Annotated in this window: 25 protein-coding genes; 14 read left to right on the top strand and 11 right to left on the bottom strand. The window is 70.0% G+C overall.

Annotation, left to right across the window (positions count from 1 at the left end; all coding sequences use genetic code 11):
• Window positions 1–25: 25 nt before the first annotated feature.
• The 5 genes from HH310_RS06805 to HH310_RS06785 all read left to right on the top strand — a co-directional run bounded on the left by HH310_RS06805 (window position 26) and on the right by HH310_RS06785 (window position 4900).
• Window positions 26–871, top strand: coding sequence for an S-methyl-5'-thioadenosine phosphorylase (locus HH310_RS06805; protein ID WP_169174559.1), 846 nt, complete (start codon window positions 26–28; stop codon window positions 869–871).
• Between the two features lie 69 nt (window positions 872–940).
• Window positions 941–2344, top strand: a complete 1404-nt coding sequence (gene mptB / locus HH310_RS06800) for a polyprenol phosphomannose-dependent alpha 1,6 mannosyltransferase MptB (protein WP_169174558.1) — start codon at window positions 941–943, stop codon at window positions 2342–2344.
• Entirely contained in the window at window positions 2341–3492 is a 1152-nt protein-coding gene (locus HH310_RS06795; protein WP_169174557.1) for a glycosyltransferase 87 family protein, read from the top strand. The genes mptB and HH310_RS06795 overlap by 4 nt, the downstream gene beginning before the upstream one ends.
• A 41-nt stretch (window positions 3493–3533) precedes the next feature.
• Window positions 3534–4190 carry a hypothetical protein gene (locus HH310_RS06790; protein ID WP_169174556.1) on the top strand — a complete coding sequence of 219 codons (657 nt, stop codon included), beginning with the start codon at window positions 3534–3536 and terminating at the stop codon, window positions 4188–4190.
• A gap of 557 nt (window positions 4191–4747) precedes the next feature.
• Entirely contained in the window at window positions 4748–4900 is a 153-nt protein-coding gene (locus HH310_RS06785) for a hypothetical protein (protein ID WP_169174555.1), read from the top strand.
• 300 nt (window positions 4901–5200) lie between these two features.
• On the opposite strand, the gene HH310_RS06780 is transcribed toward HH310_RS06785, so the two are convergent.
• The 3 genes from HH310_RS06780 to HH310_RS06770 all read right to left on the bottom strand — a co-directional run bounded on the left by HH310_RS06780 (window position 5201) and on the right by HH310_RS06770 (window position 7686).
• Window positions 5201–5500 carry a hypothetical protein gene (locus HH310_RS06780; protein ID WP_169174554.1) on the bottom strand — a complete coding sequence of 100 codons (300 nt, stop codon included), beginning with the start codon at window positions 5498–5500 and terminating at the stop codon, window positions 5201–5203.
• A 148-nt stretch (window positions 5501–5648) separates the two neighbouring features.
• The gene (locus HH310_RS06775) at window positions 5649–6275 is read right to left on the bottom strand and encodes a response regulator transcription factor (protein WP_312033884.1); all 627 of its coding nucleotides are present in this window, start codon (window positions 6273–6275) and stop codon (window positions 5649–5651) included.
• Entirely contained in the window at window positions 6268–7686 is a 1419-nt protein-coding gene (locus HH310_RS06770) for a GAF domain-containing sensor histidine kinase (RefSeq protein WP_248293760.1), read from the bottom strand. The genes HH310_RS06775 and HH310_RS06770 overlap by 8 nt, the downstream gene beginning before the upstream one ends.
• Before the next feature lie 241 nt (window positions 7687–7927).
• Here HH310_RS06770 and HH310_RS06765 point away from each other — a divergent pair, with 241 nt between their 5' ends.
• Genes HH310_RS06765 through HH310_RS06745 form a run of 5 tightly spaced genes read left to right on the top strand, consistent with a single transcriptional unit; the run spans window position 7928 to window position 14066 of the window.
• Window positions 7928–8695, top strand: a complete 768-nt coding sequence (locus tag HH310_RS06765) for a hypothetical protein (protein ID WP_169174552.1) — start codon at window positions 7928–7930, stop codon at window positions 8693–8695.
• Window positions 8692–10878: a hypothetical protein gene (locus HH310_RS06760; RefSeq protein ID WP_169174551.1), complete on the top strand. Its 2187-nt coding sequence runs from the start codon at window positions 8692–8694 to the stop codon at window positions 10876–10878. Before HH310_RS06765 ends, HH310_RS06760 begins: the two co-directional genes overlap by 4 nt.
• Window positions 10878–12521 carry a hypothetical protein gene (locus tag HH310_RS06755; protein WP_169174550.1) on the top strand — a complete coding sequence of 548 codons (1644 nt, stop codon included), beginning with the start codon at window positions 10878–10880 and terminating at the stop codon, window positions 12519–12521. Before HH310_RS06760 ends, HH310_RS06755 begins: the two co-directional genes overlap by 1 nt.
• Window positions 12518–13195: a VWA domain-containing protein gene (locus tag HH310_RS06750; RefSeq protein WP_169174549.1), complete on the top strand. Its 678-nt coding sequence runs from the start codon at window positions 12518–12520 to the stop codon at window positions 13193–13195. The genes HH310_RS06755 and HH310_RS06750 overlap by 4 nt, the downstream gene beginning before the upstream one ends.
• Entirely contained in the window at window positions 13185–14066 is an 882-nt protein-coding gene (locus HH310_RS06745) for a protein phosphatase 2C domain-containing protein (protein WP_169174548.1), read from the top strand. The genes HH310_RS06750 and HH310_RS06745 overlap by 11 nt, the downstream gene beginning before the upstream one ends.
• On the opposite strand, the gene HH310_RS06740 is transcribed toward HH310_RS06745, so the two are convergent.
• Window positions 14036–15466, bottom strand: coding sequence for a hypothetical protein (locus tag HH310_RS06740; RefSeq protein ID WP_169174547.1), 1431 nt, complete (start codon window positions 15464–15466; stop codon window positions 14036–14038). The genes HH310_RS06745 and HH310_RS06740 overlap by 31 nt on opposite strands.
• A gap of 137 nt (window positions 15467–15603) precedes the next feature.
• Here HH310_RS06740 and HH310_RS06735 point away from each other — a divergent pair, with 137 nt between their 5' ends.
• The 3 genes from HH310_RS06735 to HH310_RS06725 are packed head-to-tail and all read left to right on the top strand — an operon-like array spanning window position 15604 to window position 19662.
• A complete protein-coding gene (locus tag HH310_RS06735; protein WP_169174546.1) occupies window positions 15604–16326 on the top strand; it encodes an SDR family oxidoreductase in 723 nt (240 codons plus the stop codon).
• Window positions 16323–17354, top strand: coding sequence for an S-adenosylmethionine:tRNA ribosyltransferase-isomerase (locus HH310_RS06730; RefSeq protein WP_169174545.1), 1032 nt, complete (start codon window positions 16323–16325; stop codon window positions 17352–17354). The genes HH310_RS06735 and HH310_RS06730 overlap by 4 nt, the downstream gene beginning before the upstream one ends.
• 43 nt (window positions 17355–17397) lie before the next feature.
• Entirely contained in the window at window positions 17398–19662 is a 2265-nt protein-coding gene (locus HH310_RS06725; protein WP_169174544.1) for a hypothetical protein, read from the top strand.
• 39 nt (window positions 19663–19701) lie between these two features.
• Here the strand turns inward: HH310_RS06725 and HH310_RS06720 are convergent, their stop codons facing one another.
• On the bottom strand, window positions 19702–20139 hold the full coding sequence (locus HH310_RS06720) for a PleD family two-component system response regulator (protein WP_169174543.1): 438 nt from the start codon (window positions 20137–20139) through the stop codon (window positions 19702–19704).
• Between the two features lie 146 nt (window positions 20140–20285).
• Between HH310_RS06720 and HH310_RS06715 the strand changes: the two genes are divergently transcribed.
• Window positions 20286–21902, top strand: a complete 1617-nt coding sequence (locus tag HH310_RS06715) for an esterase-like activity of phytase family protein (RefSeq protein WP_169174542.1) — start codon at window positions 20286–20288, stop codon at window positions 21900–21902.
• 43 nt (window positions 21903–21945) lie between these two features.
• Here HH310_RS06715 and HH310_RS06710 read toward each other — a convergent pair whose 3' ends face one another.
• From HH310_RS06710 to HH310_RS06685, 6 genes are all read right to left on the bottom strand, one after another.
• On the bottom strand, window positions 21946–22596 hold the full coding sequence (locus tag HH310_RS06710) for a GntR family transcriptional regulator (RefSeq protein WP_169174541.1): 651 nt from the start codon (window positions 22594–22596) through the stop codon (window positions 21946–21948).
• A gap of 56 nt (window positions 22597–22652) precedes the next feature.
• On the bottom strand, window positions 22653–23228 hold the full coding sequence (gene pilO, locus HH310_RS06705) for a type 4a pilus biogenesis protein PilO (RefSeq protein WP_169174540.1): 576 nt from the start codon (window positions 23226–23228) through the stop codon (window positions 22653–22655).
• 5 nt (window positions 23229–23233) lie between these two features.
• Window positions 23234–23929: a hypothetical protein gene (locus HH310_RS06700; RefSeq protein WP_169174539.1), complete on the bottom strand. Its 696-nt coding sequence runs from the start codon at window positions 23927–23929 to the stop codon at window positions 23234–23236.
• Window positions 23929–24954: a type IV pilus assembly protein PilM gene (gene pilM / locus HH310_RS06695; protein ID WP_169174538.1), complete on the bottom strand. Its 1026-nt coding sequence runs from the start codon at window positions 24952–24954 to the stop codon at window positions 23929–23931. The genes HH310_RS06700 and pilM overlap by 1 nt, the downstream gene beginning before the upstream one ends.
• A 30-nt stretch (window positions 24955–24984) precedes the next feature.
• Window positions 24985–25767, bottom strand: a complete 783-nt coding sequence (locus HH310_RS06690; protein ID WP_169174537.1) for an A24 family peptidase — start codon at window positions 25765–25767, stop codon at window positions 24985–24987.
• A gap of 78 nt (window positions 25768–25845) precedes the next feature.
• A complete protein-coding gene (locus HH310_RS06685; RefSeq protein WP_169174536.1) occupies window positions 25846–26340 on the bottom strand; it encodes a prepilin-type N-terminal cleavage/methylation domain-containing protein in 495 nt (164 codons plus the stop codon).
• Window positions 26341–26353: the final 13 nt, after the last annotated feature.

Below are 26353 nucleotides of genomic sequence, written 5' to 3'. Positions count from 1 at the left end.
ATCCGACCACCGATAAGGTCTGCGCATGAACCCAGCGGCGGAGATCGGCGTCATCGGCGGCTCGGGGCTGTACGCGCTCCTGGAGGACGCCGAGGAGCACGTGGTGTCCACGCCCTACGGCGCGCCGTCCGACCCGATCACGGTCGCCCGCATAGAAAGCCGCACAGAAAGCGGCACAGAAAGCAGCAGAGAAAGCGGCGGAGACGAGCGCACCGTGGCCTTCCTGCCTCGGCACGGGCGCGATCACCGGTTCCCGCCGCACAAGATTCCCTACCGCGCCAACCTTTGGGCGTTGCGGTCCTTGGGCGTACGCCAAATCATCGCCCCGTGCGCGGTCGGCAGTTTGACACCGGATCTGGGCCCGGGCAGTTTCGTGGTTCCCGATCAGGTGATCGACCGTACGAGTGGTCGGGTGCAGACGTTCTACGACACCGGTGCCGTGCACATCAACTTCGCCGACCCGTACTGTCCGGACGGCCGCGCCGCCGTCCTCGATGCCGCCCGCACGGTCGACGCTCACGACGGCGGCACGATGGTCGTGGTCGAGGGGCCGCGTTTCTCCACCCGCGCCGAGTCGCGCTGGTTCGCCTCGATCGGCGGCACGATCGTGAACATGACCGGTCATCCGGAGGCCGTGCTGGCCCGGGAGCTGGGGCTCTGCTACACCACGATCGCTCTCGTCACCGACCTGGACGCGGGGGTCGAGGGCGACCACGGGGTCACCATGGACGAGGTGTTCCGGGTGTTCCAGGAAAACACGGCGCGGCTACGCAGCGTACTGCTGGAGGCGGTGACCAAACTTCCCCGCGTACGCAATTGTGTGTGCTCTTCGGTTTTGGATGGTCTCAAGCTCCCCATCGACCTTCCATAACATCGATCTGTCACACGCGCGACGGCAACACGTCCACAGTTCGACACCGTTCATTGGAAGGGTGTCGCCGTGTTCATCGATCATGCCGCGCCGCGCGCCGTCGGACTCCTCGGGTCGGCTCTGATCGCGCTCGGCGGTCTCGGTGCGGGGGCGTTGCCGGTGGGCATTCGGCTGCCCGGGGCCGATCATGCGCAGCTGGGGCTGGTCGGCGTCTATAGCGGATTGGCGCTGCTGCTGCTCGGCTGGTGGTGGTACGGCCGGGTGACCCGGCACGCCCCGGACGAGACCTGTCGTACGGCCTGGCGCACGCTCGCCTTGTGGACGGCGCCGCTGCTGGTGGCGCCGCCGATGTTCAGCCGGGACGTGTACAGCTACCTGGCGCAGGGGCTGATGATCCACTCGGGGATGGACGTCTACCGGCACGGTCCGGCGGTGCTCGGCGGGATGATCGCCGAGCAGGTTCCGGCGATCTGGCAACACACTCCCAGCCCGTACGGACCGGTCTTCCTGATGGTGGCGGACGCCGTCGCGCGGCCGCTGGGTTCGCACCTGATCCTGGGCGTCATCGCGATGCGCCTGGTGGCGGTGGCCGGGCTGGCCCTGCTGGCGTACTCGATCCGGCTGCTGGCCCGCTCGGCCGGGGTGAGCCCGTCGGCCGCGACGTGGCTTGCCGTGCTCAACCCGCTCACGCTGATTCACCTGGTCGGCGGGGCGCACAACGACGCGCTGATGGTGGGTCTGCTGGCGGCTGGTCTGGCCGCGGCCGTCCGGCATCGCCCGATCGTGGCGACCCTGCTGGTGGTGGCGGCCGCGCTGGTCAAGGTGCCGGCCGCGCTCGGGCTCTGCGCGGTGGCGCTGATCTGGGCGGCGCAGCTCCGGGGGCGGTGGCCGCAGGTTCGCGCCGGGTCCGCGGTGATCGCCACGGCCGCCGGGGCGACGGTGCTGATCACGGCCGCGGCGGGCACCGGGTACGGCTGGATCGGCGCGTTGAGCACCCCGATCTCCCCGCAGAACTGGTCGCTGACCTCGGCGCTCGGCCGCTGGACCGCCGCCGCGCTGGCGCAGGACAGTGTCGGCGCCACGGTCGCGCAGGGCGTCTGGCGCTGGGCCGGGATGCTGGCCACGCTGATCGTGGCGGGCCTGGTCTGGACGTACCGGCAGCGGCTCGGGCCGGTCTACGGCCTGGGCATCGTGCTGGTCGCGGTGGTCGCCTTCGGTCCGGCGATCCGCGCCTGGTACCTGGTGTGGGGTCTGGTGCCGCTCGCCGCGGTCGCCTCGGACCTGCGGGTAAGACGCGCGCTCGCCGGGGTCTGCGCGGTCCTGGTGCTGATCACCCTGCCCGACGGCTTCGCCCCGGACGCCGAGCGGGTCCTGCTGGCCGTGCTGGGTGCGCTGATCGGCATTGCCACATTCCTTGCCGTACGCCTCGCCGTGGCACCCGCCACGCTTCGACTCGCCCGGATGTCCCGATGAGCGCCCGTCGCCAAGTGATGCTCGTGGCGCTGGTCGCCATCGGCGTCACCGTCTTCCTGATCACGATCCCGACCTTCCGCCACTTCTTCGACCTCGGCGTCTATCGCGGGGCGGTGCACTCGTGGCTGATCGGCGGCGACGACCTGTACGACTTCCGCTACCAGGGCACCGAGTACGGCTTCACGTATCCGCCGTTCGCCGCGCTGGCGATGAGCCCGCTCGCCGCGATGCCGTGGCCGGTGGCGATCGCCGCGAGCCTGGTCGTGAACGTGTTCGCGGTGGTCTTGCTGCTGCGCTGGTTCGTCGTGCCGATGCTGGAACAGCACGGCTGGCCGCGCTGGACCCCGCTCGCGCTCGCCTTCATCGCGATCGTGCTCTTCGAGCCGGCCCGGGACACGTTCAGCTACGGCCAGGTCAACCTGGTCCTGCTGGTGCTGGTCTGCGCCGACTTCAAGTCGCTGCCGAACGGCCGCTGGGCGGGTGTCGGCATCGGCCTGGCCTCCGCGATCAAGCTGACCCCGGCGGTGTTCATCGGCTATCTGATCGTCTCGCGCCAATACCGGGCGGCGGCGACCGCGGCCGGCACGGCGGTGGCCGCGACGCTGCTCACGCTGGTGATCGCACCGCAGGAGTCGCTGACCTTCTGGACGGACGCGCTCTGGGACACCGGTCGGGTGGGCAAGCTCGAGTACGTCTCGAACCAGTCGCTGCGCGGCGTCCTTGCTCGTCTGGACGCTCCGTCGGCGTACTGGCTGGTCGCGGTTGGTTTGGTAGTGGTCTTCTGGGTGTGGCTGGTGCGGACCTCGGACCTGGGCGTCGGCTTCGCGGCGACCGGGATCGTCGGGTGCCTGATCAGCCCGATCACCTGGGTGCACCACCTTGTCTGGGTGATGCCGGCGCTGTTTCTGCTGGTCGAGCGCGCGCTCTCGGTCCCGGGGTGGCGGCGGGTGGCGCCGCTTGCCGGTGTTTATGTCGTGATGTGCAGCAGTCTGGTGTGGCTCTGGTTCGCGCACCCGACCGGATGGGCGGCGTTTCCCGGCAGCAACGCCTATGTGTGGATCTCGCTCGGCCTTTTGGTGGCGGTGGCTTGGGACCGGATACGGGCGACGGTCCGGCCGCTCGCATACTCCCTTGTCGATCTGCGGTGAAAGTGATCGGTCCGACCTCTTGACGGGTTATTGCCGTCGTAGTGCCGGGCGTGCACGCTGTGCGCATGCTTCGGAACAGGGGGACCGATCGTCGTTTAGCGGTCATCGATTCTTATGAGATTCCGGCTAGTGTCCGCAGCCGATTCTCGTTCCATTACCCGGACCTTTCCGAGGGCGATGTGCGCACCGCGGAAGCCGGCACCCGCCAGTGGTTCCGGCTCGTCGCGCGCAGCCCGAAGGCCCAGCTCGCGATGCCGTCCACGGTGGTCGACGACATGTGGCACGAGCTGGTTCTGCACACGCGTGAATACGCGGAATTCTGCGACAGCGCGTTCGGCCGGTTCCTGCATCACACACCCGAATCGGCGATGACCGAATCGGCGGCCTCGGCGAACCGGGGGTCAGGGCTCGCCGTCACCTACCGACTGGCCAAGCAGGACGAACCCGGCCGAATGCCGCTGCTCTTCCGGGTGGATGGCGAGCTCGGGGTCGACGGCGGCCGCCATTATCTCGCCGATTGCGGCGGTCGCGGACGGTGCTTCGAGATGCCCGGGGTGGTTTGTCTCGAACACATCGGCGGGACCGGGAAAGCGTATCGGGCACCGTGGAGCCGCGACCGAGCCGCCGATTCCCCGACGAATTACCCGGAGGGCGGCGGCATGCCCGGCTGCGGGGGCGGCGGTTGCGGCGGAAACTGAGCGCGCCCGCTCTTCAGCTATTGACGCCGGGCGTGGAGCTGACGTCGCGTTGACCGGCCGGCCACGTCCACGCCGCGGCGGCGGAGGCGACGACGGCGGGACGCCCCCGCCCGGACGCCGTCCGCCCGGCTCCGGAGCGGACGACGGGACAGCATCCAACGACCCGGACTTCCCGAAGGTGCAGGCCTACCCGAACGGCGGACCGGCGCGCCCAGGAACGCATCGCCGCAGCCGCTCGCGCCGGACGGCCGACTGTGGGAAACGCCAGTGCGACCACATCCCACCAGGGCGAAACCGAGCTGGGCCGGGTCATGCGGGTGTATGACCGGCTGGGCACCGAGCCGCCCGAGTTCAACATCGCTCGGAACGACGCCGGCCACCAGGCTGACGGCGCGCACACGCTCGCCCGGCACGGACCGGACATCCCGCTCCGGAGGGATCCGGCAGTCAAACGGTCGAGGGACGGATCTACGGCGACACCGAATGGGAACGTCCGGACAACTGGTCGCTGCGATGGACGGACCACACCGCGATGAATCGGGAGATCGCTCGAGTCCGTGCTCGCCGCCTCGTGGCCGCCGGATACGTTGGCTCGGCTGGTCGGCTGGGACGGCAACTGGGTTCTCGCCGACCCGTCGGACGCCGGGGCCGCTCAATTCCTGAGCGATCTCGCGCGAATGCTGCGTGAAGTCATCGACGACGCCGGCTAGAGACGTTTTCGGGTCGGGGTCTGGATCCGTGTCCCAAGCCTGGCCGCGGCGGATCTCGATGCCGTACGGGTCGAGCGACCGGCGACCGGCAGCCCGCAACCTGCAATTGTTCTGCGACTCGCGACTCGCGGCCGACATCCGCGGCCGAGATGCGCGTCGAGCCGCACCTGTCTGCAGGTCGACGCGCGGCTCGTACGTCCATCTCACTATGTGGCGATCCCGACCACATTCTGGATTTGGCCGAGACCTTGGAGAGTTACGCCCACATGCGAGCCCTAAGTATCCAAGGTCTACGAAACGTCAGAGAAAACGGCCGACCAAACGGGGATGAAAGCGGCGTAAAGGCACTCCACTGTGGACGTCGTTCTCACGATGCGGACCCGCCGCCACCATGTGGTCGCCAATCCCGTACAACGGACACGGATCCCACATAATGGCATTGCGGGCGGCCACGATCGCCGACCGACGCGACCCGCTCGGCGATACGCAGCAAATACCGGCCGCCGCGCTGCGAACCCGGTCGCCGGCGCTACGGAACGACCTGCGCAGGAAGCTCTTGGCGTCCTCGATGCCCTGGCCGGCGAAGAGTTGGGCTGCCATCGGCGGAGCGACCCGCCCAGACGACGCGAGCAGCAAAAGTCGACACGACCCGATGGCGTGCCAGCAAGTCGATCGGCGCCGAGACCGCTGACGCGAAAGGTCTCTAGCTGTCGATCTCGCCCTCGCCGCCACCGAGCAGCCCGAGGAATCAGTGGAGGGTGACGCCGGAGCGGACGGCGTACAGGGCTGCCTGCGTGCGGTCGGCCAGGCCCAGTTTCAGCAAGATGCTTGATACGTGGGTCTTGACCGTCTTCTCGGCCACGACCAGGGCGCGGGCGATCTCGCGGTTGGAGCGGCCGTCCGCGATCAGCGCCAGGACCTCGCGCTCCCGGGCCGTGAGCAGGGCTGGTGGGACGGCGCCGGCCAGCGCGTCGGCGGCTGAGGGCTCCAGAAGTAAGTGGCCGGCGGCTACCGAGCGGACGGCGGCCACCAAGGCCTGGGGGTCCACGTCCTTGGACAAGTAGCCGCGGGCGCCGGCTCGCACGGCGGGTAACAGGCGGCTGCGGTCGGTGAAGCTGGTGACCACCAGGACGTGGGCCGGTAACGCGAGGCGGCGCATCTCGTGCAGCACCTCTACGCCGTCCATGCCGGGCAGGACCATGTCCAGCAGGACCACGTCCGGGGCGGTGGCGGCGATCAACTCCAGGGCCGCCGGGCCGTCCGCTGCCTCGCCGGTGACCTCCAGGCCGTCCGCCAGTTCGAGGAAGGTGCGCAGGCCGCGGCGTACGGCGGGATGGTCGTCGACGATCACCACGCGGATCGGGGGGTCAGTCACCGGGCACCTCCAGGCGTACGACGGTGCCGGCGCCGGGGGTCGAGCGGATCTCCAGGCTGCCGCGGACCGCGCACGCTCGCTCGCGCATCGACCGTAAACCCAGGCCGGCCCGCATCGCGGCCTGCACATCGAAGCCCGCGCCGTCGTCGGACACTTCGAGAGCCGCCCCGGACGGCCGGGCCGGCGCGGCCGATGCGGGGGACGAGCCGCCGGAGGCCAGGGACGAACCAGCGGAGGCCAGGGACAAACCGGCCAAGGCCGGGGACGAGCCGGCGGAGGCTGGGGATGAGCCGGCGGAGGCTGGGGACAAACCAGCGGAGGCCAGAGACAAACCGGCCAAGGCTGGGGACCAGCCGGCAGAGGCTGGGGACGAGCCGGCAGAGGCTGGGGACGAGCCGGCGGAGGCTGGGGACGAGCCGGCGGAGGCTGGGGACGAGCTGGCGGAAGCCGGGGACGACGAACCGGCGGGGGGCGAGGTCAGCGTCACGCGGACCGTGGTGGCGCCCGCGTGGCGGATCGCGTTGTGCAGGGCCTCCTGGGCCACCCGCAGCACCACCATCTGCTGGGACTGCGGCAGCACGGGGTCGTCCGACTCGAAACGCACGCGTACGCCGTACGCGCGGTCCAGGATTTGTGCCTGTTTGCGTAACACGCCGGCCAAGCCCTCGGAGGCCAGGTCGGCGGGGCGCAGTTCCAGGACGGCGGCGTGCAGTTCCTCGGCGGCCTCGCGGGCCAGCGTGGACACCTCGGCCAGCCGCGAGCGGGCCGCGTCCACGTCGCGGTCGAGCAGCAGGTCGGCGGCCTGGACCGTCAGGCGCAGGCCGAACAGGCGCTGGGCCACCGCGTCGTGCAGGTCGTGGGCGATCCGGGCGCGCTCCTCGGCGATGGTCAGCTCGCGGTTGCGGTCGTAGAGGCGGGCGTGCGTCAAGGCGATCGCCGCGTGGGCCGCGAGCACGCCGACCAGCTCTTCGTCGGAGGCGGTGAAGCCGCCCTCCTTGTTGCCGAGGAACAGCGCGCCGAGGATCTCGCCGTTGCCGACGACGGGCACGCCCAGGAACGCCTTCATGATCGGGTGCGCGGCCGGCCACCAGCCGAACCGCGGGTCGGCCCGGATGTCGTCGAGGCGCTGCGGGGCCGGGTCGCGCAGCATCAGGGCGAGGAAGCCGTGCTGGCGGGGGAGCGGGCCGATCGCTGCCTGCACCGACGGGCTGACGCCGGCCACCAGGAACTGGGCGAACGAGCCGTTGTCGTCGGGCACGCCCAGCGCGGCGTACTCGGCGCCGGCGAGCTCGCGGGCCGTGTCGACGATCGTCTGGAGCACCTCGGGCACGGTGAGCTGGTCGCTGACCGCGAGCAGGGCCGCGGAAAGGCGCCGGGCGGTGCGCAGCTCGTCGCGGCTGGGGGCGCTCATCCGCCCACGATAACCGCCGATACGTGCCAGAACCGGGGTCCTAGGACCAAGGTCCGGGGCGGTCCGCTTCCCGACAGAGAACGACGGCAAAGAAAGGACGTACACGGGCGTACGGGGGCAAAAGCTCTTGATTATGGTGACCTTAGTATCGCTGTGGGTAAGTATTGGGGACGACGGATGTATGGCCTGCGCGCCGGAGGCCACTTAGGTTGGGCAAAAGGAAAGACCAAAAGGGGTGGCTATGGCGGTACCCACCTTCCGGGCCATTGTGGTTGTTGACATTGAAAGCTTCGGGTCCCGGCTCAACCCGTTCCAGGCGTCGCTGCGTCGCGCCATGTACCAGGTGGTCCGTGAGTCGTGCGCGGGCGCCGGCGTCGACTGGGACACGTTGGACACGCTCGACGTCGGCGACGGGCTGATCCTGCTGGTGCCCACGACGACGTCGACGGTGACGCTGGCCGGGCTGTTCGTCCGCACGCTCGACGCGATGCTGGGCGAGAAGGCGGCGATGTTCAGTGAAGCGCATCGGATGCGTCTGCGGGTGGCCCTGCACCAGGGGAATTGTCAGCGCGACGAGACCGGCTGGGTGGGCGAGGCGATCAACACCGCGTGCCGGCTGGTCGACGCGCAGCCGTTGCGGACCGCGTTGAAGTCCGCACCGGATGCCCGGATGGCGCTGATCGTGTCCGACGAGATCTATCAAGGAGTCGTACGCCACGACTATGCGCTGATCGACGCGGCCTCGTTCGCGCCCACCGTGCTGAACGTGAAGGAGATGTCCGGCGCGAGGGCCTGGATCAGCGTGCCCGGACGGTCGTATCCCCCAGGGCAAAAGGCGGAACCGCAGACCAGCGCGCCACGCCCGGAGACGACGGCCAGACCGCCCGGCGGCGGTATCCACAATTCCGGAAATGTCACCGTGCACGGCGACCAGGTCGGCGGCGACAAGACGGTCCACCATGCCGGCGGCGACAAGACCGGCCACCGTAAAGGCGGTGATCAGCGATGACGGAAGCGGCAGGCGACGTGACAGCCGACGCGGCCGGCGAGTCAACCGCCGAGGCCGAAGCCAACCTGAACGGCATCCTGCGAGGTCAAGGCGCGGGCGGCGGACAGGCGACCGAAGCCACCGACACACGCCGCAAGCTGACCCGCGCCCGGAACATGTACATCCGCGGCGACCAGGTCGGCGGCGACAAGCTGATCCTGCGCGTCGGCGGCGCCGAACCGGCCCCACTGCGCGAAGTGGACATCGCGCTCAGCGATCCGGTACGGCACGCGTTCGTCGATCCGGAGGATTGGGAGCGCACCCGGGCGGCCGTCCACGATCGACGCCTGGTCCTGCTGCGCGGCGGGTCCGGCCACGGGCGGGTGGCGGCCGCGATCCGGCTCCTGCAGGTTCCCTCCGACCGGCCGATCTACCAGCTGGAGCGCGACGTCGACCTGCACCGGTTCCCGCACTGGCTGGAGACCGACGCGACCGCCGAGAAGCCGCTGCCGATCGGCGCCGGATTCCTGCTGAGCGACCCGACCGGCAAGGCTCGCCTGGACGGCTGGGTGCTGCATCAGATCGCGACCGCGCTCGAGCAACGCGACGCCCGGATGGTGCTCACCCTCGACGTGGACCTGGTGCTCAACGACGACGACGTCCGCGACTTCGCCGTCTCGCTCGGCCGGCCGCGTCCGCATCGTGACATCCTGGCCAGCCACCTGCGCTGGCGGCTGACCGAGCGCTTCGACGGTGAGGCGGCCGCCGCGATGACCGACCGCATCCTGGCCGACGAACGGGTCGCCGAGGTGATCGAGGAGGCGTTCGGCGACGGGATCCCCGTCAAGATCGCCGCGAACCTGGCGCTGATGATCGACCAGCAGTTCGACGGCGAGCGCGTGGACGTCGAGCGGCTCCGCCGTCAGCTCGGCGAACGGGTCGTCGAGGACTTCGACATCTGGTTCGGAGCGCTTCCCGACGTGCCGTCGCGCAGCATGGCGATAGCGCTCGCGGTCCTCAACGGCCTGCCCTACGAGCACGTGGCGCGCGCGGCCCGCAAACTCACCGACATCCTGGACGGGCCGCCGCAGGTGGTCTCCGACGGCACCCCGATGCTGCAGCCGCCGTGGCGGGATCCGTTCACCACCAGCCGCCGGGAGATGCTGCGCATGCTGCGCGCCCGGACCAGGCAGAAGACCGAGTTCGGCAACTTCGGCCGTACGCCCATCGAAGTGATCGAATACATCGACCGGGACCGGCCCCGCTCGGTGCTGGACCACGTGTGGCACGAATACCAGTTCCAGCGGCCGATCCTGGACTGGCTGCGCGACCTGTCCACCACGCCGTCGCTGGACGTCCGCACCTACGTCGGCACCGCGCTCGGCGTCCTGGCCACCTACGCCTTCGACTTCGTCCACAACCACGCGCTGCGGGAGATGGCGCTCGACGACAACCCCTGGTCCTGGGACGTGGTGGCGTACGCGATGCGGATCCCGGCCGAGGACAGCCGCTTCTATCACCCGGTCCGCCGGATGGCGAACCGGCTGCACGGCAACGCCCAGAACGGGCAGGCGCAGGCCACCTCCGCCCGGATCCGCGGTCACGCGCTCGCGCCCATCTTCCTGGAACCGGCGCTGATCAAGCTGGACGCGCTGGCCACCGTAAACGACTGGCGGGTGGCCTGGGGGATCGGCAACAGCGTCGCGGACCTGCTGGTGGAGGACGACGACCGGTACGGACCGGTGCTGCTGGAACGCATCGCGCAATGGCAAGGTGATCCCCGGCGGACACTGTGCGCCCAGTTCGTCTTCCAGCACGTGGCCCAGCACGTCCAGTGGTATGTCGACGTCGGCAAGAACGGCGAGCAGGAGACCGAGATCTGGCCGGGCCTGCTGTTTCTGGCCGACCGCCGCCCCGAGCTGCGCCCGATGCTGGTGACCTGCTGGGTCCGGTTGCTCAACTCCAGCGTCATGGAGCCGTACGCGTCGGGGGCGCTCAACGACTGGGCGGACTGGGCGGACTCGTACCCCGACGTGCTCACCGCCTTCATCCGGCTGCTGAAAGCGGTGGCCGCGACCAGCCCGCGCACCCGGGCCATCGTCATGCGGCATGCCGAAAGCTGGAACTGGCCCGACGCGCTCTTCCGGCTGCCGGACACCACGGCCGCCGTGACCCAGGCGCTCAAGGCACGGACGGAGGGCTGATGACCACGCCACAACTGCGACTGATCACCGAGGTGTCGGCGGTACTGCCGGGGATGCCGTCCCGGGGCCGCCCGCCGAACATCGGCGTCGTGTACGCGACCAACGCCGGCGAGCTCGGCTCCTATCCGGACTGGCGGCCGATGACCTTCCGGGAGCAGCTGCGGACCAGGTACCGCCGGCGCTACGACGTGGACATGAGCCACCATCGCCGCCGGGCGTACATGATGAGCACACCGCTGCCGGCCCGCGGCGACTTCTACCGCTTCATCGCGGACGTCGAGGTCGGGTTCCGGGTGCACGATCCCGAGGAGATCGTCCGGCGCAATCTGGCCAACCCTCTCCAGCAGGTCGTGTACGCCCATCTCACCGACGAGTTCCGGAAGATCACCCGGAAGTACGACATCGAGGACTCGGAGCTGGCGGAGAGCGAGATCGTCAGCCGGTTCGACGGCGACGACGTGCTCCCGGACGGCATCACCGTCTTCTACGTCGCGCCGCGGCTGCTGCCCGACAAGGAGGCCACCCGCTACCTGCAGGACCGCAAGGACGCCGAACGCCGCGTGCATCTCACCCGGGACGAGCACAAGGTCGAGTTGCTGGCCGCACAGCAGCGCGGCGAGCTGCACCGGATGAACCGCGAGTTCGAACGCGACATGGCGGACCTGGAGTTCCAGCGCATGGACGGCCGCGTTCTCGACGCGTACGAGATCGTGCGGCACCACCTGGCGCGCCACCCGGACGACACGCCCGGTGCGCTGGATCTGATCATCAAGCACCGCAAGGCGTGGATGGAGCACCAGGAGAAGTACAACAAGCGCACCGCCGAGCTGTTCAACTCGATGGTGCACAACAACCTGGTGCAGGCCGCGGACATGGAGAAACTCCTGCCGGAGATGCTGCAGCATCTGCTGCTCGTGCCGGCGCCGGTGCCGGTCGAGTCGGACCTGGGCGACGAGTGGAAAGAACCGCCGGTGCTGCCGAAGGACGCGCCCGAGGTCGTCGACGTGCAGCCGGTCTATCTGGTGCTCGACGAGTCGGTCGAGGCCGAGGCGCTCCTGCCGTGCCTGAACAACGAGCTGCCGCAGATGCTCGCACGCATCGCCGGGAACCCCGCGGCGGCCGGGATCCGTCTCGCGGTGCTCGGCTTCGCCCGCCACCTCACCCCGCACCTGTCACTCGACATCGCGAGCACCACACGCGAGATGCCGGCGCTGGCCGTGGGCGGCGAGGCGGCGTACGCGGTGCTCTTCGGGTCTCTCGCCCGGCGCATCGACGAGGACATGGACAAGGTGCCACCCGGGCAAGACCTCAAAGACCCGCTGGTGTACGTGCTTTGCGCCAGTTCCGCCGAGGACAACTGGACGGCCGACCGGCATCGGCTGACCGATCCCGAGGCGCGGACCCGGGTGCCGGAGATCGTGGCGTTCGGGGTCGGCGGCGCGACGCGCGACCTGGTCCGGGCCATCGCCACCGAGCCCGGCAACGCCTACTTCGTGTCGGCCGACGAGGACCCCATCATCGCGGTCCGCCATTTCTGCGACTTCACGGTCCGTGATCTGCTCGATCGCGTCCGGGAGCCGGGGGCGCGGAAGGCGGTCGCGCCGCCGGAGGGCTTCACCCCCGCGGGCGTGGAGGCGACATGACCGCCGCGCCGAAGGCCACACTGCTGCCGGTGTACGTGCTGGCCGACGAGTCGCAGTCGATGGGAGCGCACCTTCTCGATCTCAATCGCGGGCTGGCCGAACTGCACGAGGCGCTGCTCGGGCAGCCGATGGCCGCGGCCAAGGTGCGCTTCTCGATCATCGGGTTCGCCGACGACGTGCGGGAGCGGATGCGCCTCGCCGACCTGCGCCGCACCGACCACCTGCCGGGGCTGATCAGTCGCGGCCGCACCAACTACGCCGAGGTCTTCGCCGACCTGCGGCACCGCCTGCACGCCGACGTGGGCAGCCTGAAACAGGAGGGCTTCGCCGTCTACCGGCCCGCGGTGTTCATGCTCACCGACGGGCAGCCGAACGACAACGCCTGGCGTACGCCGTACCGGGAGCTGATCGACCGCGACAGCACACCGGAGGCCCCGAACATCATCGCGTTCGGGGTGGGCAGCGTCCGGGCCGACGTCATCCTGCGGCTGGCCACCCGGCCGGAGTTCGCGTTCGTGGCGCTGGCCGGCATCGACGTCGGATCGGCGATCGCGCGGTTCTGCACCGCGCTGACGCACAGCATCATCCACTCGGTGCGGGCCCGCGGCCCGGGCGCGCCGCGGCTCGTCGTCCAGCAGCCGGACGGTTTCGAGATGGCCATCGATGTCGTTTGAGGAGCCGCACTGGGGTTCGATCGCGGTGGGCACGCCCGGCGCCGACTTCGAGCCACGGCCGGCGTCCTCGGCCTGGTACCGCCCGGACACCGTCGCGGACGGCTGGGCCACCGACGACCTGATCGTCCGGCTCGCGGCCGTGCGCGGTTACGCCCACCGGTACGAGGGGCTGCCCCGGCAGGACGACGCGGCCGCGGTCCACCACCCGGTGACCGGGTCGGTGGTCTTCGCGATCGCCGACGGGGTGTCGTCCACGCCGCTCGCCCACATCGGAGCGACGGCCGCCTGCCGGGCCGCGGTGACCGCCGTGCTGTCCGGTCTGGACGACGACGGCCGGGCCCGGTGGCCGGACGTGGTGGAACGCGCGGCCTGGCAGGTGGTGCGGCAGGCCGGGCTGGTGCTGGGCCTGGACAGCCCGGATCCGGAGCGAGCCGAGCGGCAGATGGCCACCACGCTGATCACCGGCCTGGTCCGGCCGTGCCCGGACGGCCCGAACGTCGAGCTGGTACGGATCGGCGACGGCGGTGCCTGGATCCTGCACGACGGGGGCTTCCGCACGCTGTTCGAGCCGGCCGCGACCCCGCTGGTGCCGTCCGAGGTGACGGCCCTGCCGCGGGTCCCCGAGGTGGTCACTCGCGGTGGCGTGCTCACCGCCGGCGATGTGCTGGTCGTCGGGACGGACGGGATCGCCGAGCCGCTGGGCGACGGGTCCGGCAGCGTCGGGGCGTACCTGGCGGAACGACTGGCGGTGCCGCGACCGCCGCTGACCTTCGCGCACGACGTCGACTTCTCCCGGGAGACGTTCGACGACGACCGCACGCTCCTGGCGATCTGGCCGCGTCAGAGGTCGCGGACCGACACGCGCGGGTGACCGTACTCGTCGGCGATCGGATTCCAGAGCGCCACGAACCGGCCCCAGGCGGCGTCGGCCTGGCGAGCCGTCGCGTCCCCGCGCCGCCGGTCGGCGTCGCGCATCGCCGCCGAGCCGCATCCGTCCCGGCCGACGTCGGCGGCCCACGCCGCGTACGCCTCGGCCGCGCGCCGCGCCTGAACCAGTGCCGCGTTGAGCAGCTTGCGCAGCTCCTCGCCGCGGGCCAGCAGTTCGACGCGCAGGCCCGCGGTGCGTTCCACCTGAGCGCGGCGATCGGTGACCACCGAACGCAGACCCGCCCCGGCGTTCTGCGGGTCGGCACACGACACCAGGCCGGCCAGTGCCGCGTCGAGCCGGTCGCGGGTCTTCCCGCTGGTGTCCAGCACCCGCGCAACCCCGTCCGCCTGTTCCGAGGCGCGACCGCCGGACGTATTGCTCGACACCCAGCCGGCACAGCCGCGCACCGACAGCCCCAGCAGGACCAGCAGCACCACCGCCACCACGGCCGCGATCACCGGCAACTTGCGCACCGACCGGCGGGGCCGGCCGGCCGGACCCGGCTGCGCGGACACCAGCGCCCGGCGCCACTGGCTCATCCGGGGCCGCCGCCCCGGATCGGTGGACAACCCCCGCTCGACCAGCCCCCGCAGCGGCGTCCCGGCCCGGTCCACCGCGGACGCCGTTCGCGTGCTCTGATCCCCGGCGAAGAGCCGCACGCACAGCAGCGCGAACTTGTACGAGTCGGTCGCCGTCGTCGCGATCTCCTCGTTGCCCGGCGTCTCCCAGTCGATCGTCTCGGCCTGTTCCAGAACAGATGAGCCGTCGAGCCGCATCGAGTCGCAGTCCAGGAAGAAGCACCGCGGCCGGCGCTCGCGGCTGAACAGCAGGTTGGTCGGCGACAGGTCGCCCACCACGATGCCGAGACCGTGCAGCGTCTCCAGGGTGCGCGCGACGTCGAAGAGCAACTCGAGGCGGAAGCCGTCGTCGATCAGCAGATCCCGGCCGGCCAGGTAGCGCTCGTCGTTGAGCAGCAGTTCGACCTGCGCGAGCCGGCTCGCCCGCCGGCGCGGTAACCGGATCTCGGTATGGAAGGTCTCCGGCGCCCGGCGCATCACGAAGCCGGTCACCTCGCCGTCGCGTTTCACCACCCCGGCCGGCCAGGCCATCGTCTCGTCGAGCCAGTGGCCCACCGAGGCCGGCACCTCGTCGCGCAGCCGGATCATCGCGTCCAGGGCACGCAGGTTCAGCGTCTTGCGGACCGGGTCGGCGAATTCTTTGTAGACCGCGGGCGCACGGCCGCCGATCAGCTGCCCCGGCGCCGCGTACACGGTCCCCTGCCCACCCGAACCGATGACCGTCAATTCGCCCAGAGCGTCCGGAGTGATCGCCGCGAGCCCCATACATCGACGCTAGCGGCCCACGTCCGCGCGCTCGGTGTCCGATTACCTACATGGCGCGGGTCCTAGGACCAAGGTCCCGGGGGAAAGCCGTCCGCGGACCGATTCGGCCCGGACCCCGCCGCGGGCAGCCTGAAGCCATGACGAAGACAAAAGTCGCGGTGCTGACCGGAGCGTCGCGGGGACTCGGGCGGGCGCTGGCCGACGGGCTGGCCGGCGAGGGCTGGAATCTGGTGATCGATGCCCGGACCAGGTCCGATCTCGACGAAGCGGCGACCGCGCTCGGCCGGAGAACCACGGTGACCGCGATCGCCGGCGACGTGGTGGACGACGACCATCGCGCCGATCTCGCCGAGGCGGCCGATCGTCTCGGCGGCGCGGATCTGGTCGTGCACAACGCCTCGGCACTGGGCGGCAGCCCGTTACCGGCGCTGGCCGACTTTCCGCTGCCCGATCTGCTGGAGACGTTCGAGGTCAACGTGCTGGCCCCGATCGCGCTGACCCAGTTGCTGTTGCCGCAGCTGCGGGTGTCGGCGGACGGCGCGGTGCTGGCGATCAGCTCGGACGCGGCCGTCGAGGCGTACGTGGGATGGGGTGGTTATGGGGCGTCCAAGGCTGCTCTCGATCACGCGAGCGCGGTGCTCGCGCGGGAGGAACCGGACCTGCGGGTCTGGTCGGTCGACCCCGGCGACATGCGCACGCGGCTCTACCAGGACGCCTCGCCGGGCGAGGACATGACGCATCTGCCGCTGCCCGAGACGGTGGTGCCGCACCTGCTCGGGCTGCTGCGTCACCGCCCGCCGTCCGGACGCTATCTCGCGGCGAAGCTGGCGACGCCGGCGACGACTGCGACCACAGCATGATCGATTTCGATCTGCCGGACGAACTGGAAGCCCGGGAGCCGGCCGAGGCGCAAGGCCGGCAGCGCGATGACGTACGCCTGTTGGTGAGCCGTGGCATCGAGGTGAGCCATCATCGGTTCGCCGAGTTGCCTCGCCTGCTCGCGGCCGGTGACCTGCTGGTGGTGAACAACTCGGCGACGTTGCCGGCGGCGCTCGACACGGTGGCCGGCGCGGTCGTGCACGTGTCCGGCGAGCGCGCGGACGGCTCCTGGCTGGTGGAGCTGCGCCGGCCCGACCGCAGCGGCCCGGACGACGGGTATGCCGGGATGCGGTTGAAGATCCCGGAGGGGACGCTGACGTTGCGCGAGCCGTACACGTCGCGGCTCTGGGTGGCCGACGCCGACGTGCCCGCTTCGATGGTCGCCTATCTGAGCGCGCACGGGCGGCCGATCCAGTATTCGTACACGGAACGGGAGTGGCCGCTGTCGGCGTACCAGAACGTGTACGCCACCGAGCCCGGCAGCGCCGAGATGCCCAGCGCGGGCCGGCCACTCACCGGGCGGGTGCTCGCCGAGCTGGCCGGACGCGGAATTCTCGTCGCGCCGATCACGCTGCACACCGGCGTCGCTTCCGCCGAGGTGGACGAGCCGCCGTACCCGGAGTGGTTCGCGGTGGGACCGGCCACCGCCCGGCTGATCGATCACGTCCGCCACGGGGGTGGACGGGTCATCGCGGTCGGGACCACGGTGGTGCGCGCGCTGGAGTCCGCCGTGGACGGTCGCGGGCGGCTGCGGGCGGCCCGCGGCTGGACCGATCTGGTGATCGGCCCAGAACATCGGATCGCTACGGTGGACGGCCTGCTCACCGGCCTGCACGAGCCGCGGGCCTCACACCTGATGATGCTGACCGCGGTGGCCGGTGAGCAGGCGCTGCGGGCCGGCTACGTTGCGGCGTTGCGCGAGCGCTACCGGTGGCACGAGTTCGGCGACGTGCACCTCTTGTTGCCCTCCCGGAACGGTATTGCTGGTCGACGATCTCCCATGGCATGATCTCGCGGCCTCGCGCCCCAGCGAGGCCGTACGGGGAGATCACATGCGGCTACGTCTGCTCACTCTCGTCAGCTCCATACTCATGGCGATCGCCGGCGTTGCCGGTGTCCCGGCGGTTGCGTCCGCCGCGGCCGCGAACTGCGGCGGCACGCTGGCCTTCGGCCAGATCGCCGAGTGCCCATCGATCAATGGTGCCGACGAGAACGTCTACTGGTTCACCACCACCAAGCCCAACGACATCGTGCACACGATGCTGACCCGCGGCAGCGGCGGCACCCTTCAGGCCAGGATCACCGGTCCGACCGGCGCGCAGGTCTGCTTCGTGCTCACCGATTCCGGACAGTGCCAGCTCAAGGCGGCGGGCACCTACAAGCTGACCGTCTTCCTCTACTTCCAGGACAGCGGCGACTACACCCTTGCCCTTCAGTCGACGCGGACACCGAGCTCCTGCAATACGCTGCCGGCGTCGTTCTTCTCGTTCGCCTCGGCCGGGACGGACGGGAACCTGCCGGCCGGATCGGCCGGTGACTGCTACCGCTTTAACCAGCCGGTCGGCAGCGTCCTGCACCTGTGGGACCCGGCCGGGGCGGGCGACGTCCAGGGCGACATCCTGGACGCGGCGAATCAGCCGGTGTGCCAGGTGCGGGACGCGCGCGAGTGCACCCTGACCACCGCCGGTCCATACACATTGAACCTGCTGGAGTCCTACGGCACCGCGACGCCGTACACGCTGCGGATGCCGCGCCTGTCGAACGCGGCCGGTTGCGGTGTGCTCAAGCCGGCCGCGTTCGGTGACCCCGGGGCTGACGTCGGAAGTGGTTCTCTCGACGCCAAGCAAGGCAGCATCGCCTGTAACAAGGTGCACGTCCCGGCGGCCGGCCCGATCGGCGTCCGGATCGCCAGCGACGGCGCGATTGCCGACCAGGTATACGACGACGCGGGCAAGGTCGTCTGCCAGGACTACCGGTTCCGGTACTGCGATCTGCCGGCCGAGGGCGATTACACCGTCATCACGTCGAATCAGGATTGGACGCCGATCTCGTACCGGATCGCCTTGCCCTCGCTGACCAAGAACACGGGGTGCGTCGGCGGCACGAGCCTGTCCTGGGCCTCGGACGCGCTGTCGCTGCGGCAGGTGTCGGCTGTGCAGACCAACTGCCGGACGTTCGCCGGGTCGGCCGGCGACCGGGTGGTCACCTACCGATCGAGCGCCGTCGCCTCCTGGCTGGTCGACAGCACCGGCCATGAGGTCTGCGGAACACCGGACTACACCGAGGACGGCTGCGTGCTGCCGGCCAGCGGCACCTACCGCGTGATTTCGTACCTCGACACGATGGGGCTGGACGGTGACGAGACCTACCCGCTTCAGGTGCGCCGCCTTTCCCAACCGGCGGGCTGTCCGGTGATCAAGCCGGGCACGTACAACGCCGACCCGGCCGGGGCGATGGGCCCGATCCGCTGCCGAGTCCTGGCGGTCACCAAGCCCGGCACCTTCCAGATCCGCAGCTACGACGCGAATAACTACGAGCAGTACGCGACGGTCTACGACGGAACCGGCCACCGGATCTGCGACGACAGTTCGCGTTGTGATCTTCCGGCGGCCGGCCGATACACGATGGTGCTCGACGGCGACGTCATCGACAACGACTTCCGGTACGTCACGGCGTTTCTCCCGATCCAGCCTTCGGGCTGTCCGGCTGTCGGCGAGCTCGCGCAGTTCCAAGCCGAGTTCAGCACACCGGGCCAGCATCTCTGCCGTGAGATTGACCTGCCGTCCGGCTCCCAGATCGTCCGGGCGCTGCCGGGCGACGCGCAAGACTCAACTCGGCCGTTCGCGTACGTCGTGAACGCTGACGGTGACTACCTGTGCGATACGTGGTGGGCCCTCGATCAGGATCCGTGCGAGCTGAGCGGGACGGCACCGTACAGCGTGGTCTTCCGGGAGGACTTGGGTAACCCGCCGGCCGCGTTCAACGCGGCCTTCGTGCGTACCAACGATCCGTCGTCCTGTGCGACGCTGCTGACCGGCACCACGACCAGCGACGCGGACCGGTTCGCGACCTGCTACCGCATCGACGCGGACCAGCACACCTCCCGCGAAACCATCACCTGGCATCGCACCTCCGGTGACAGCCGGGCCACGATGGCCGTCTTCAACGCGACCACGGGGCAGCGGCTCTGCGGGTCGACCGTCGCGCCGTTCGCCGACCGGACGATCACCTGCAACCTCCCGAACGAGCCGCTCACCGTTCTCTTCGAGGCGGGGACCGACGGGTCGCAGTTCCAGATCGGCCGCCAGAGCGCGTAGCAAGAACGCTGGGTCCGGCCGTAGCGGCCGGACCCAGCCTCAGCGGCCGTCGGACATCAGCAGCCAGCCCACGCGGCGCAGCATCTCGGCCTGGGTGAACGGTTTCGGCAGGAAGTCGTCGGCGCCGGCCGCGAAGCCCATGTCGGCCCGGTCCGTGCCGCTGATCATCAGGACCGGGATCTCCGCGGTCTGCGGGCGGGCGTGCAGCTCGTGGCAGACCGCGAAGCCGTCCATCTGCGGCATGGTCACGTCCAGGATGATGAGCCGGGGGCGCCGGTCCAGCGCGAGGTTCAGGGCCGAGCGGCCGTTGTCCGCGGTCAGCGTGCGGAAGCCGGCGACCTGCAGTTTGAAGTCGATGACGTCGCGCACGTCGTCATCGTCGTCGGCGATCAGCACGGTGGGCATGGCCGGGGCCGGAAGCGGCGCGGAGCTGAGGGCCAGGGTGAAGGCGTCGGTTTCGGTGAGGACCGCGGTCATGGCTGCTCCTAAGGCGGACGGTGGCTACAGCGCCTTGATCGACCGGAACGGACCGGGTTCAGTGAGAACCGGGTTGCAGAGTGGGAGCAAGCACAAGATCATTCAGCGTTTACGCCTCGGCCACCCGGTCGCCGGACGCTTCCGCCATGAACTCACGATCAAGTCGACGTACGCGCGGGATCGCCTTCGGCTTCGCCGGGGCCGGCGCGCTCGCGCTGACCCTCGTCACGCCGGGCGCGGCGAGCGCGCACGGCGGGAACGCCCTGGACGCCCGCGACGACAGCTACAAGACCTCCGGCACCGCGAGCGTGGACGCGCGGCACGGGGTATTCGGCAACGACCGGGGCGACCCGCTCACCCTGATCGATCACACCGACCCGGGGCACGGCACGCTGACGCTGAACCCGGACGGCTCGTTCCGCTACGTCCCGGCCAAGGGCTTCCACGGCAAGGACAGCTTCACCTACACGGTCAGCGACGCGGTGCAGCTCTACACCACGCACATCGCGCCGCTGGCCACCATCGGCGGGGTGACCATCGGCGGCGGCGGATTCGGCTCCGCGGTGACGCAGGTGCCGGGGCGGGCCGGTGAGTACTACGGGCTGACCGACCGCGGCCCGAACGTGGACGGGCCGAACGGCACCAAGGTGGAACCGCTGCCGAACTTCCACCCGCAGATCGGCAAGTTCCGGTTCGCCAGCGACGGGCGGGCGGTGCTCGAGAAGACGATCACGCTCAAGCTGCCGAACGGGACGCCGTACACCGGTCACGTCAACACCAGCGCGAACACCGGTGAGACGATCACCGACCTGAACGGCAAGCCGATCCCCGCGGACACCACCGGCTACGACTCGGAAGGGCTGGTCGCGCTCCCCGACGGCACCTTCTGGGTGTCCGACGAGTACGGCCCGCTGATCACCCACTTCGACCGTGACGGGCGCCAGATCGGACGGTTCTCGCCGGCCGACGGCACCCTGCCCGCCGAGCTGGCGAACCGGATCCCGAACAAGGGCATGGAGGGCCTGACGATCACCCCGGACGGGCAGACCCTGGTCGGCGTCATGCAGTCGGCGCTGCAGCAGCCGGACCTCACCCCGAAGGGCGGCAACGTCAGCCCGATCCGGATCGTCACGGTCAACCTGCGCACCCACGCGACCCACGAGTACCTCTACCTGCTGGACGACCCGAAGGTCAACGGCACCGCGGTCAGCGAGATCACCGCCTTGTCGTCGACCCAGTTCCTGGTCGACGAGCGGGACGGCAACTTCCCGCCCACCGCGTTCAAGAAGATCTTCAAGATCGACCTGACCGGGGCGACGGACGTCGGGCCGAAGGCGCCCGGCTACGACGCGGCCAAGGGCGGATACCTGATCAACGGCAAGACCGTCGAGGCCACCGTCGGTGACCAGACCACCGCCGCGGCCGGTGCCACCCTCGCGGCGGCCGGCGTCAAGCCGGTGCGCAAGGCGCCGTTCCTCGACGTCACCAACCTGCTCACCACTCTCGACCCGGCCGCGAAGTTCTTCTCGCACGACAAGGTCGAGGGTGTGGCGGCGCTGTCCGGCGGCCGCTACCTCGTCATCAGCAACGACAGCGACTTCGGCATCGACGGCCTCACGCAGAGCGCCACCACGCCGTTCACGCTGTACACCAAGGTCTCGCCGACCACCGGACTGCAGGATCAGGGCGAGTTCCTCAAGGTCGACATGAGCAAGCTGCCGGCCGCGACCAGCACGGCCACCGTGACGATCAGCGTGCGCTGATCCCATCAGGGGAGGCGGCCCGGTCCGGGCCGCCTCCCGCAGTTCACTGACCGAGGAGCTCGTGTTCCACCCGCGAGCGGTAGTCCAGGTAGATCTGGCGGTATCGCGCCATCGCGCCGGCCCGGTCGCCCGTCGCGAGCAGCGCGATGATCGCGTCGTGGCCCTCGATCCACGTGCTCCACAGGTCACTCTCGGCGGTCATCGCGAGAATGCGCATCGTGCGCGCGACCACCAGATCCACCATGGACTGCAGCTCGCGATTGCCGCTCGCCAGGATCACGATGGTGCTGAAGTCGGCGCCGGCCGCCCAGGCCGCCACGGTGTTGCCGGCCCGCAACGCCTCGACGAACTCCCGCTGCCGTTGCCGCATCAGGTCGAGGTGGTTGTCGGTCAGATTGCAGACGCCCCACTCGAAACCGGCGCAGGCCAGCACGGTCATCACGTCGATCAGCTCAAGTGCGTTCTTCTGGGTGACACGGGTGACGTGCCGCGTGCGGTTCGGCGCGATGTCGATCAGGCCCTCGACGGAGAGCTGGGCGATCGCCTCGCGGATCGGCGTGATGCTGACGCCGAGCCGCCCGGCCAGCTCGGCGTCCTTGATGAGGGTGCCCGGAGGCAGCTCCCCGGTGACGATCTCGTTGCGCAGCTGGCGCACGACCGCCGCGGTGCGGGTCGGCGGGACCGCGTAAGACATACGGGCACTGTACTCACGGTTACCAGACGGTGTTGCCGGCACCCACCGAGTTCGAACTAGGACGCTTCGCAACTGTCCTTCACGGTGGTTTTCCCGGTCGGTGGCACGCAGAACGCGGAGATCAGGATGCTGGCCTGCGTGCTGGTCGTGTCCGAGGTGATGGCCACCGATTTGACCAGCACGGCCCGGGATCCGCTCTGCAGCGCTGTGAGGAACTTGGTGAGATCGGCCGCGTCACCGTCCGCGGTCAACGTGATCGGTAGTTCCACCGCGGACGGCACCGACACCGAGCTGACCGGCGAGCCGACACCCAGTTGGGTGATGTTGACGTCCCACTTGGTACCGGTGTCCTGGAGCTGGCGGACGAAGGCTGGCATGTCGTACCGGGTCGGCAGCGCGGTCTGCTTCACCTTGAGCTGCGCGACGTAGGTGGCCTTCTTCTTCTCCTCCTGGTCCAGCGCGGCGTTCTCCTTGTTCAGCTTGATCAGCTGGCTCTGCGCGGTGTCCGCCTCGGCGTCCACGTCGTCGGCCTCACCGAACTTCGGCGAGATGAACAGGAACCAGCCCCCGGCGATCAGCGCGAGGATCAGGACCAGCCCGCCGGCCAGCCACACCTGGTCGGTGCGCCGCATACCCATCACTTCCCTCCGGTCGCGCAGGACTTGGTGTACTGGCCGCACCGCGCGTCGGTCGTGATGTCCGCGGTGATCGTGAAGGAGACCTGGTCGTTCGCGCCCTCGCTCGCGGTCGTGAGGTAGGGGTTCGCGATGCCCTTGACCTTGCCGAGCGCGTCCACGTAGTTCGCGATGGTCTTCTTGTCGTCCGCGTTTCCGATGACGGTCAGCATGCCGATCGGCGCGGCGGCGGTGCCGGTGGTGGTGGCAGTGGTGGCGTCGGTGGTGAGGGTGCCGGTGATCGAGGCGGTCTCCAGGCCGGCCGGGCTGGCGCCGCGGACCTTGTCGACCAGGGTGGCCCAGGGCAGGTCCTGGTCGAGCAGCTTGCCGAGCGTCTCGGTGATCGTCTCTTTGTCCTGTACGGTGCTGGTCAGTTCCTGATGAGACTTCATCCGGGTCTGCGCGCCGCGCACCTGGTCGGCGATCGAGTCCCGGTTCTTCTCCGCGGTGCCGACCGAGCGTGCCGCGATGGCATACCACGCGCCCAGCAGCAGCACGACGACCAGCGCCGCGGCGGCCAGTCCGATGCGGACACGCCGCGCGTTGCGGCCCGAGGTGATCTCGCTCGGCAGCAGGTTCGCGCGGATCGGCAGGATGCGGTTGACCTGTTGCGGCGAGACCGCCGGGTCGATGGGCAGCAGCCCGGTCGTCTGGGCCATCAGGCTGCCGCTCCCAGGGTGAGGCCGATCGACACGGCGGCCGACGGGACGAAACTCTCGAAGCCGGGTAGCTTGGCGCGGCGCGTGTCGCGCAGCCGGCTCGACCCGTCGGCGTACATGACGCCGATCCGCAGTTCGTTCTGCAGGTGCTCGGCCAGGCCCGGCATGAGCGCGCTGCCGCCGCAGATCGCGAGGCGGGTGACCTGCTTCTGCCGCTCGCCGGAGGCGAGGTAGGTGAACGAGCTGCGCAGCTCGCTGACCAGCGGACGGACCGCTTCGACGGCGGCCTCGGCGGTCTCCGCGCGGCCATCGCCGTGCAGGCCGAAGCGACACTTGAGCTGTTCTGCCTCGGCCGGCGAGATGCCGAGCCGGCCGGCCATGGTCTCGGTGATCTCGATGCCGCCACGCGGTACGGTCCGGACGATCAGCGGCTCGCCGTCGGCGTGCACCACCACGCTGGTGACGTCGAGCCCGATGTCGACGATCGCCTCGACCTGGGCGTCCAGCCGGGACGCGGCGCGCAGCAGCGCGAACGCGTCCAGGTCGACACCCTTGACGTGCAGCCCGGCCTTTTCCACGGCGCTGACCAGGCCGGTCACCGCATCCCGGGGCATCGCGATGAGCAGGCCGCGCACGGTGGGGCTGTCGCCCGGGTCCTCGAGCGGGTAGAAGTCGAGCAGCGCCTTCTCCACGGCCAGCGGCAGCGCGTCCTTGACCTGGAACGGCAGCGACTGGCGCATCTCCTTGGCGGGCAGCTTGGACACCGCCATCTCGCGGACCACGAGCTGGGGGTTGGTCACCCCGACGGTGACGTTCTTGGTGGCGAAGTGGCGCGCGGCCCAGAGCTGCTTGAGTGCCGCCGTGACGGCGACCTGGTCCTGGACGACCCCGCCCTGCATGGTGCCGGGGGGCAGCGGGATCTGGCCGAAGTTGGACAGTGTGTAGTCGTCCTTGGCACGCCGGACCTCGACGGCCCGGATGGAGGAGGTGCCGATGTCCAGCCCGATGGGGATGAGGCCTGCCATCAAGATCCTTTCGCGGGGGAGAGCGGGGCGTCAGGCGCCCGGGACGGCCAGGGAGAGGTACCAGTCGGCGATCGCCGGTCCGGCGAAGACCGCCACGAAGGCGCCGGCGAGCATGGCCGGCCCGTACGGGAAGCGGGACTTGCGGTCGGCCAGCCGCATCAGCCAGAGCAGCCCGCCGACCAGGCCGCCGATGAGGAAGCCGGCGAACGCGCCGACCACCGCGGCGTTCCAGCCCAGCCAGCCGAGGTAGAGGCCGAGCAGCCCCGCCAGTTTCACGTCGCCCATGCCCATCCGGAAGATGGTCAGGAAGAAGAAGAACGCGTAGAGCACGATGCCGGCGACCGCGCCCCGGACGATCGCCGCCCAGCTGTGCTCGGCGATCGCGGCCGGGACCAGCAGGGCGAGCGCGACGACGTACGACGGCAGGACGATGACGTTCGGCAGACGCTTGACGTCGAGGTCGATCACGGCCAGCGCGATGGCGATCGCGGCCAGGTAGAGGTAGGCGGGCAGTTCCCAGGACAGTCCGAACTTGGCGGCCACCGCGACGAAGAGCACCGCGGTGCCGGCCTCCACCAGGGGATAGCGGCCGCTGATCGGGCCTCGGCAGTCCGCGCACTTGCCCCGCAGCAGGAGCCAGCTCAGCACGGGGATGTTGTGCCGGCTCCGCACCGCGCTGCCGCAGTGCGGGCAGTGCGACCCGGGACTGACGACCGACTCGCCGCGCGGTACCCGGTAGATCACGACGTTCAGGAACGATCCCACCGCCAGACCGAGCAGCGCGGTCACGGTGAGCAGCAGCAGCTCAAGCATGTCCGATCCTCCTCAGGCCGGTGCGGGAGATCCGGGTGGCGCCGGCGGGGGCACCACCCGGATCGTCTCGGAGCCGGATCAGGCGCAGGTGCCGATCGCGACGCTCGCGGTGGCCACCGAGCCGCCCTTGGTGCTGTCGTAGAGGTAGACCTTGCCGCTGCCGCCGCTGTTGGTGGCGCAGACGAGGTACGACGACGACGCGGACACGTAGATGTAGGACAGCGTGGTCTTGTCGGACAGCGTGATCCAGCCACCGGACTGGCCGGCGGTCGGGCCACCGGAGCTGGTACCCGTCGCGCCGTACAGGCTGAAGCTCGCGGTCTTGCTCGTGGCCGCCGGGCTCGGGTTCGGGTAGCTGTTGCCGTTGTCCGTGTAGTACTGCTCGATGGTGCTCACGGCGCCACGCACGTCCGACTGGGCCGACTTGTCGGCCGCGCCCTTGCGGTAGTTCAGGTAGACCGGCACGGCGATGGCGACCAGCACGCCGATGATGACCACGACGACCAGGAGCTCGATGAGCGTGAAGCCTTCGTCGTCCTTCTTGTTGCGGAGCCGGTTGATGACGTCCTGCATTGAGGGTGCCTCC

This window comes from Actinoplanes sp. TBRC 11911 (assembly GCF_012933445.1).
Lineage (GTDB): Bacteria > Actinomycetota > Actinomycetes > Mycobacteriales > Micromonosporaceae > Actinoplanes.
The sequence above is the reverse complement of the archived record's forward strand: the minus strand, read 5'-3'. Positions and strand labels throughout refer to the sequence as shown.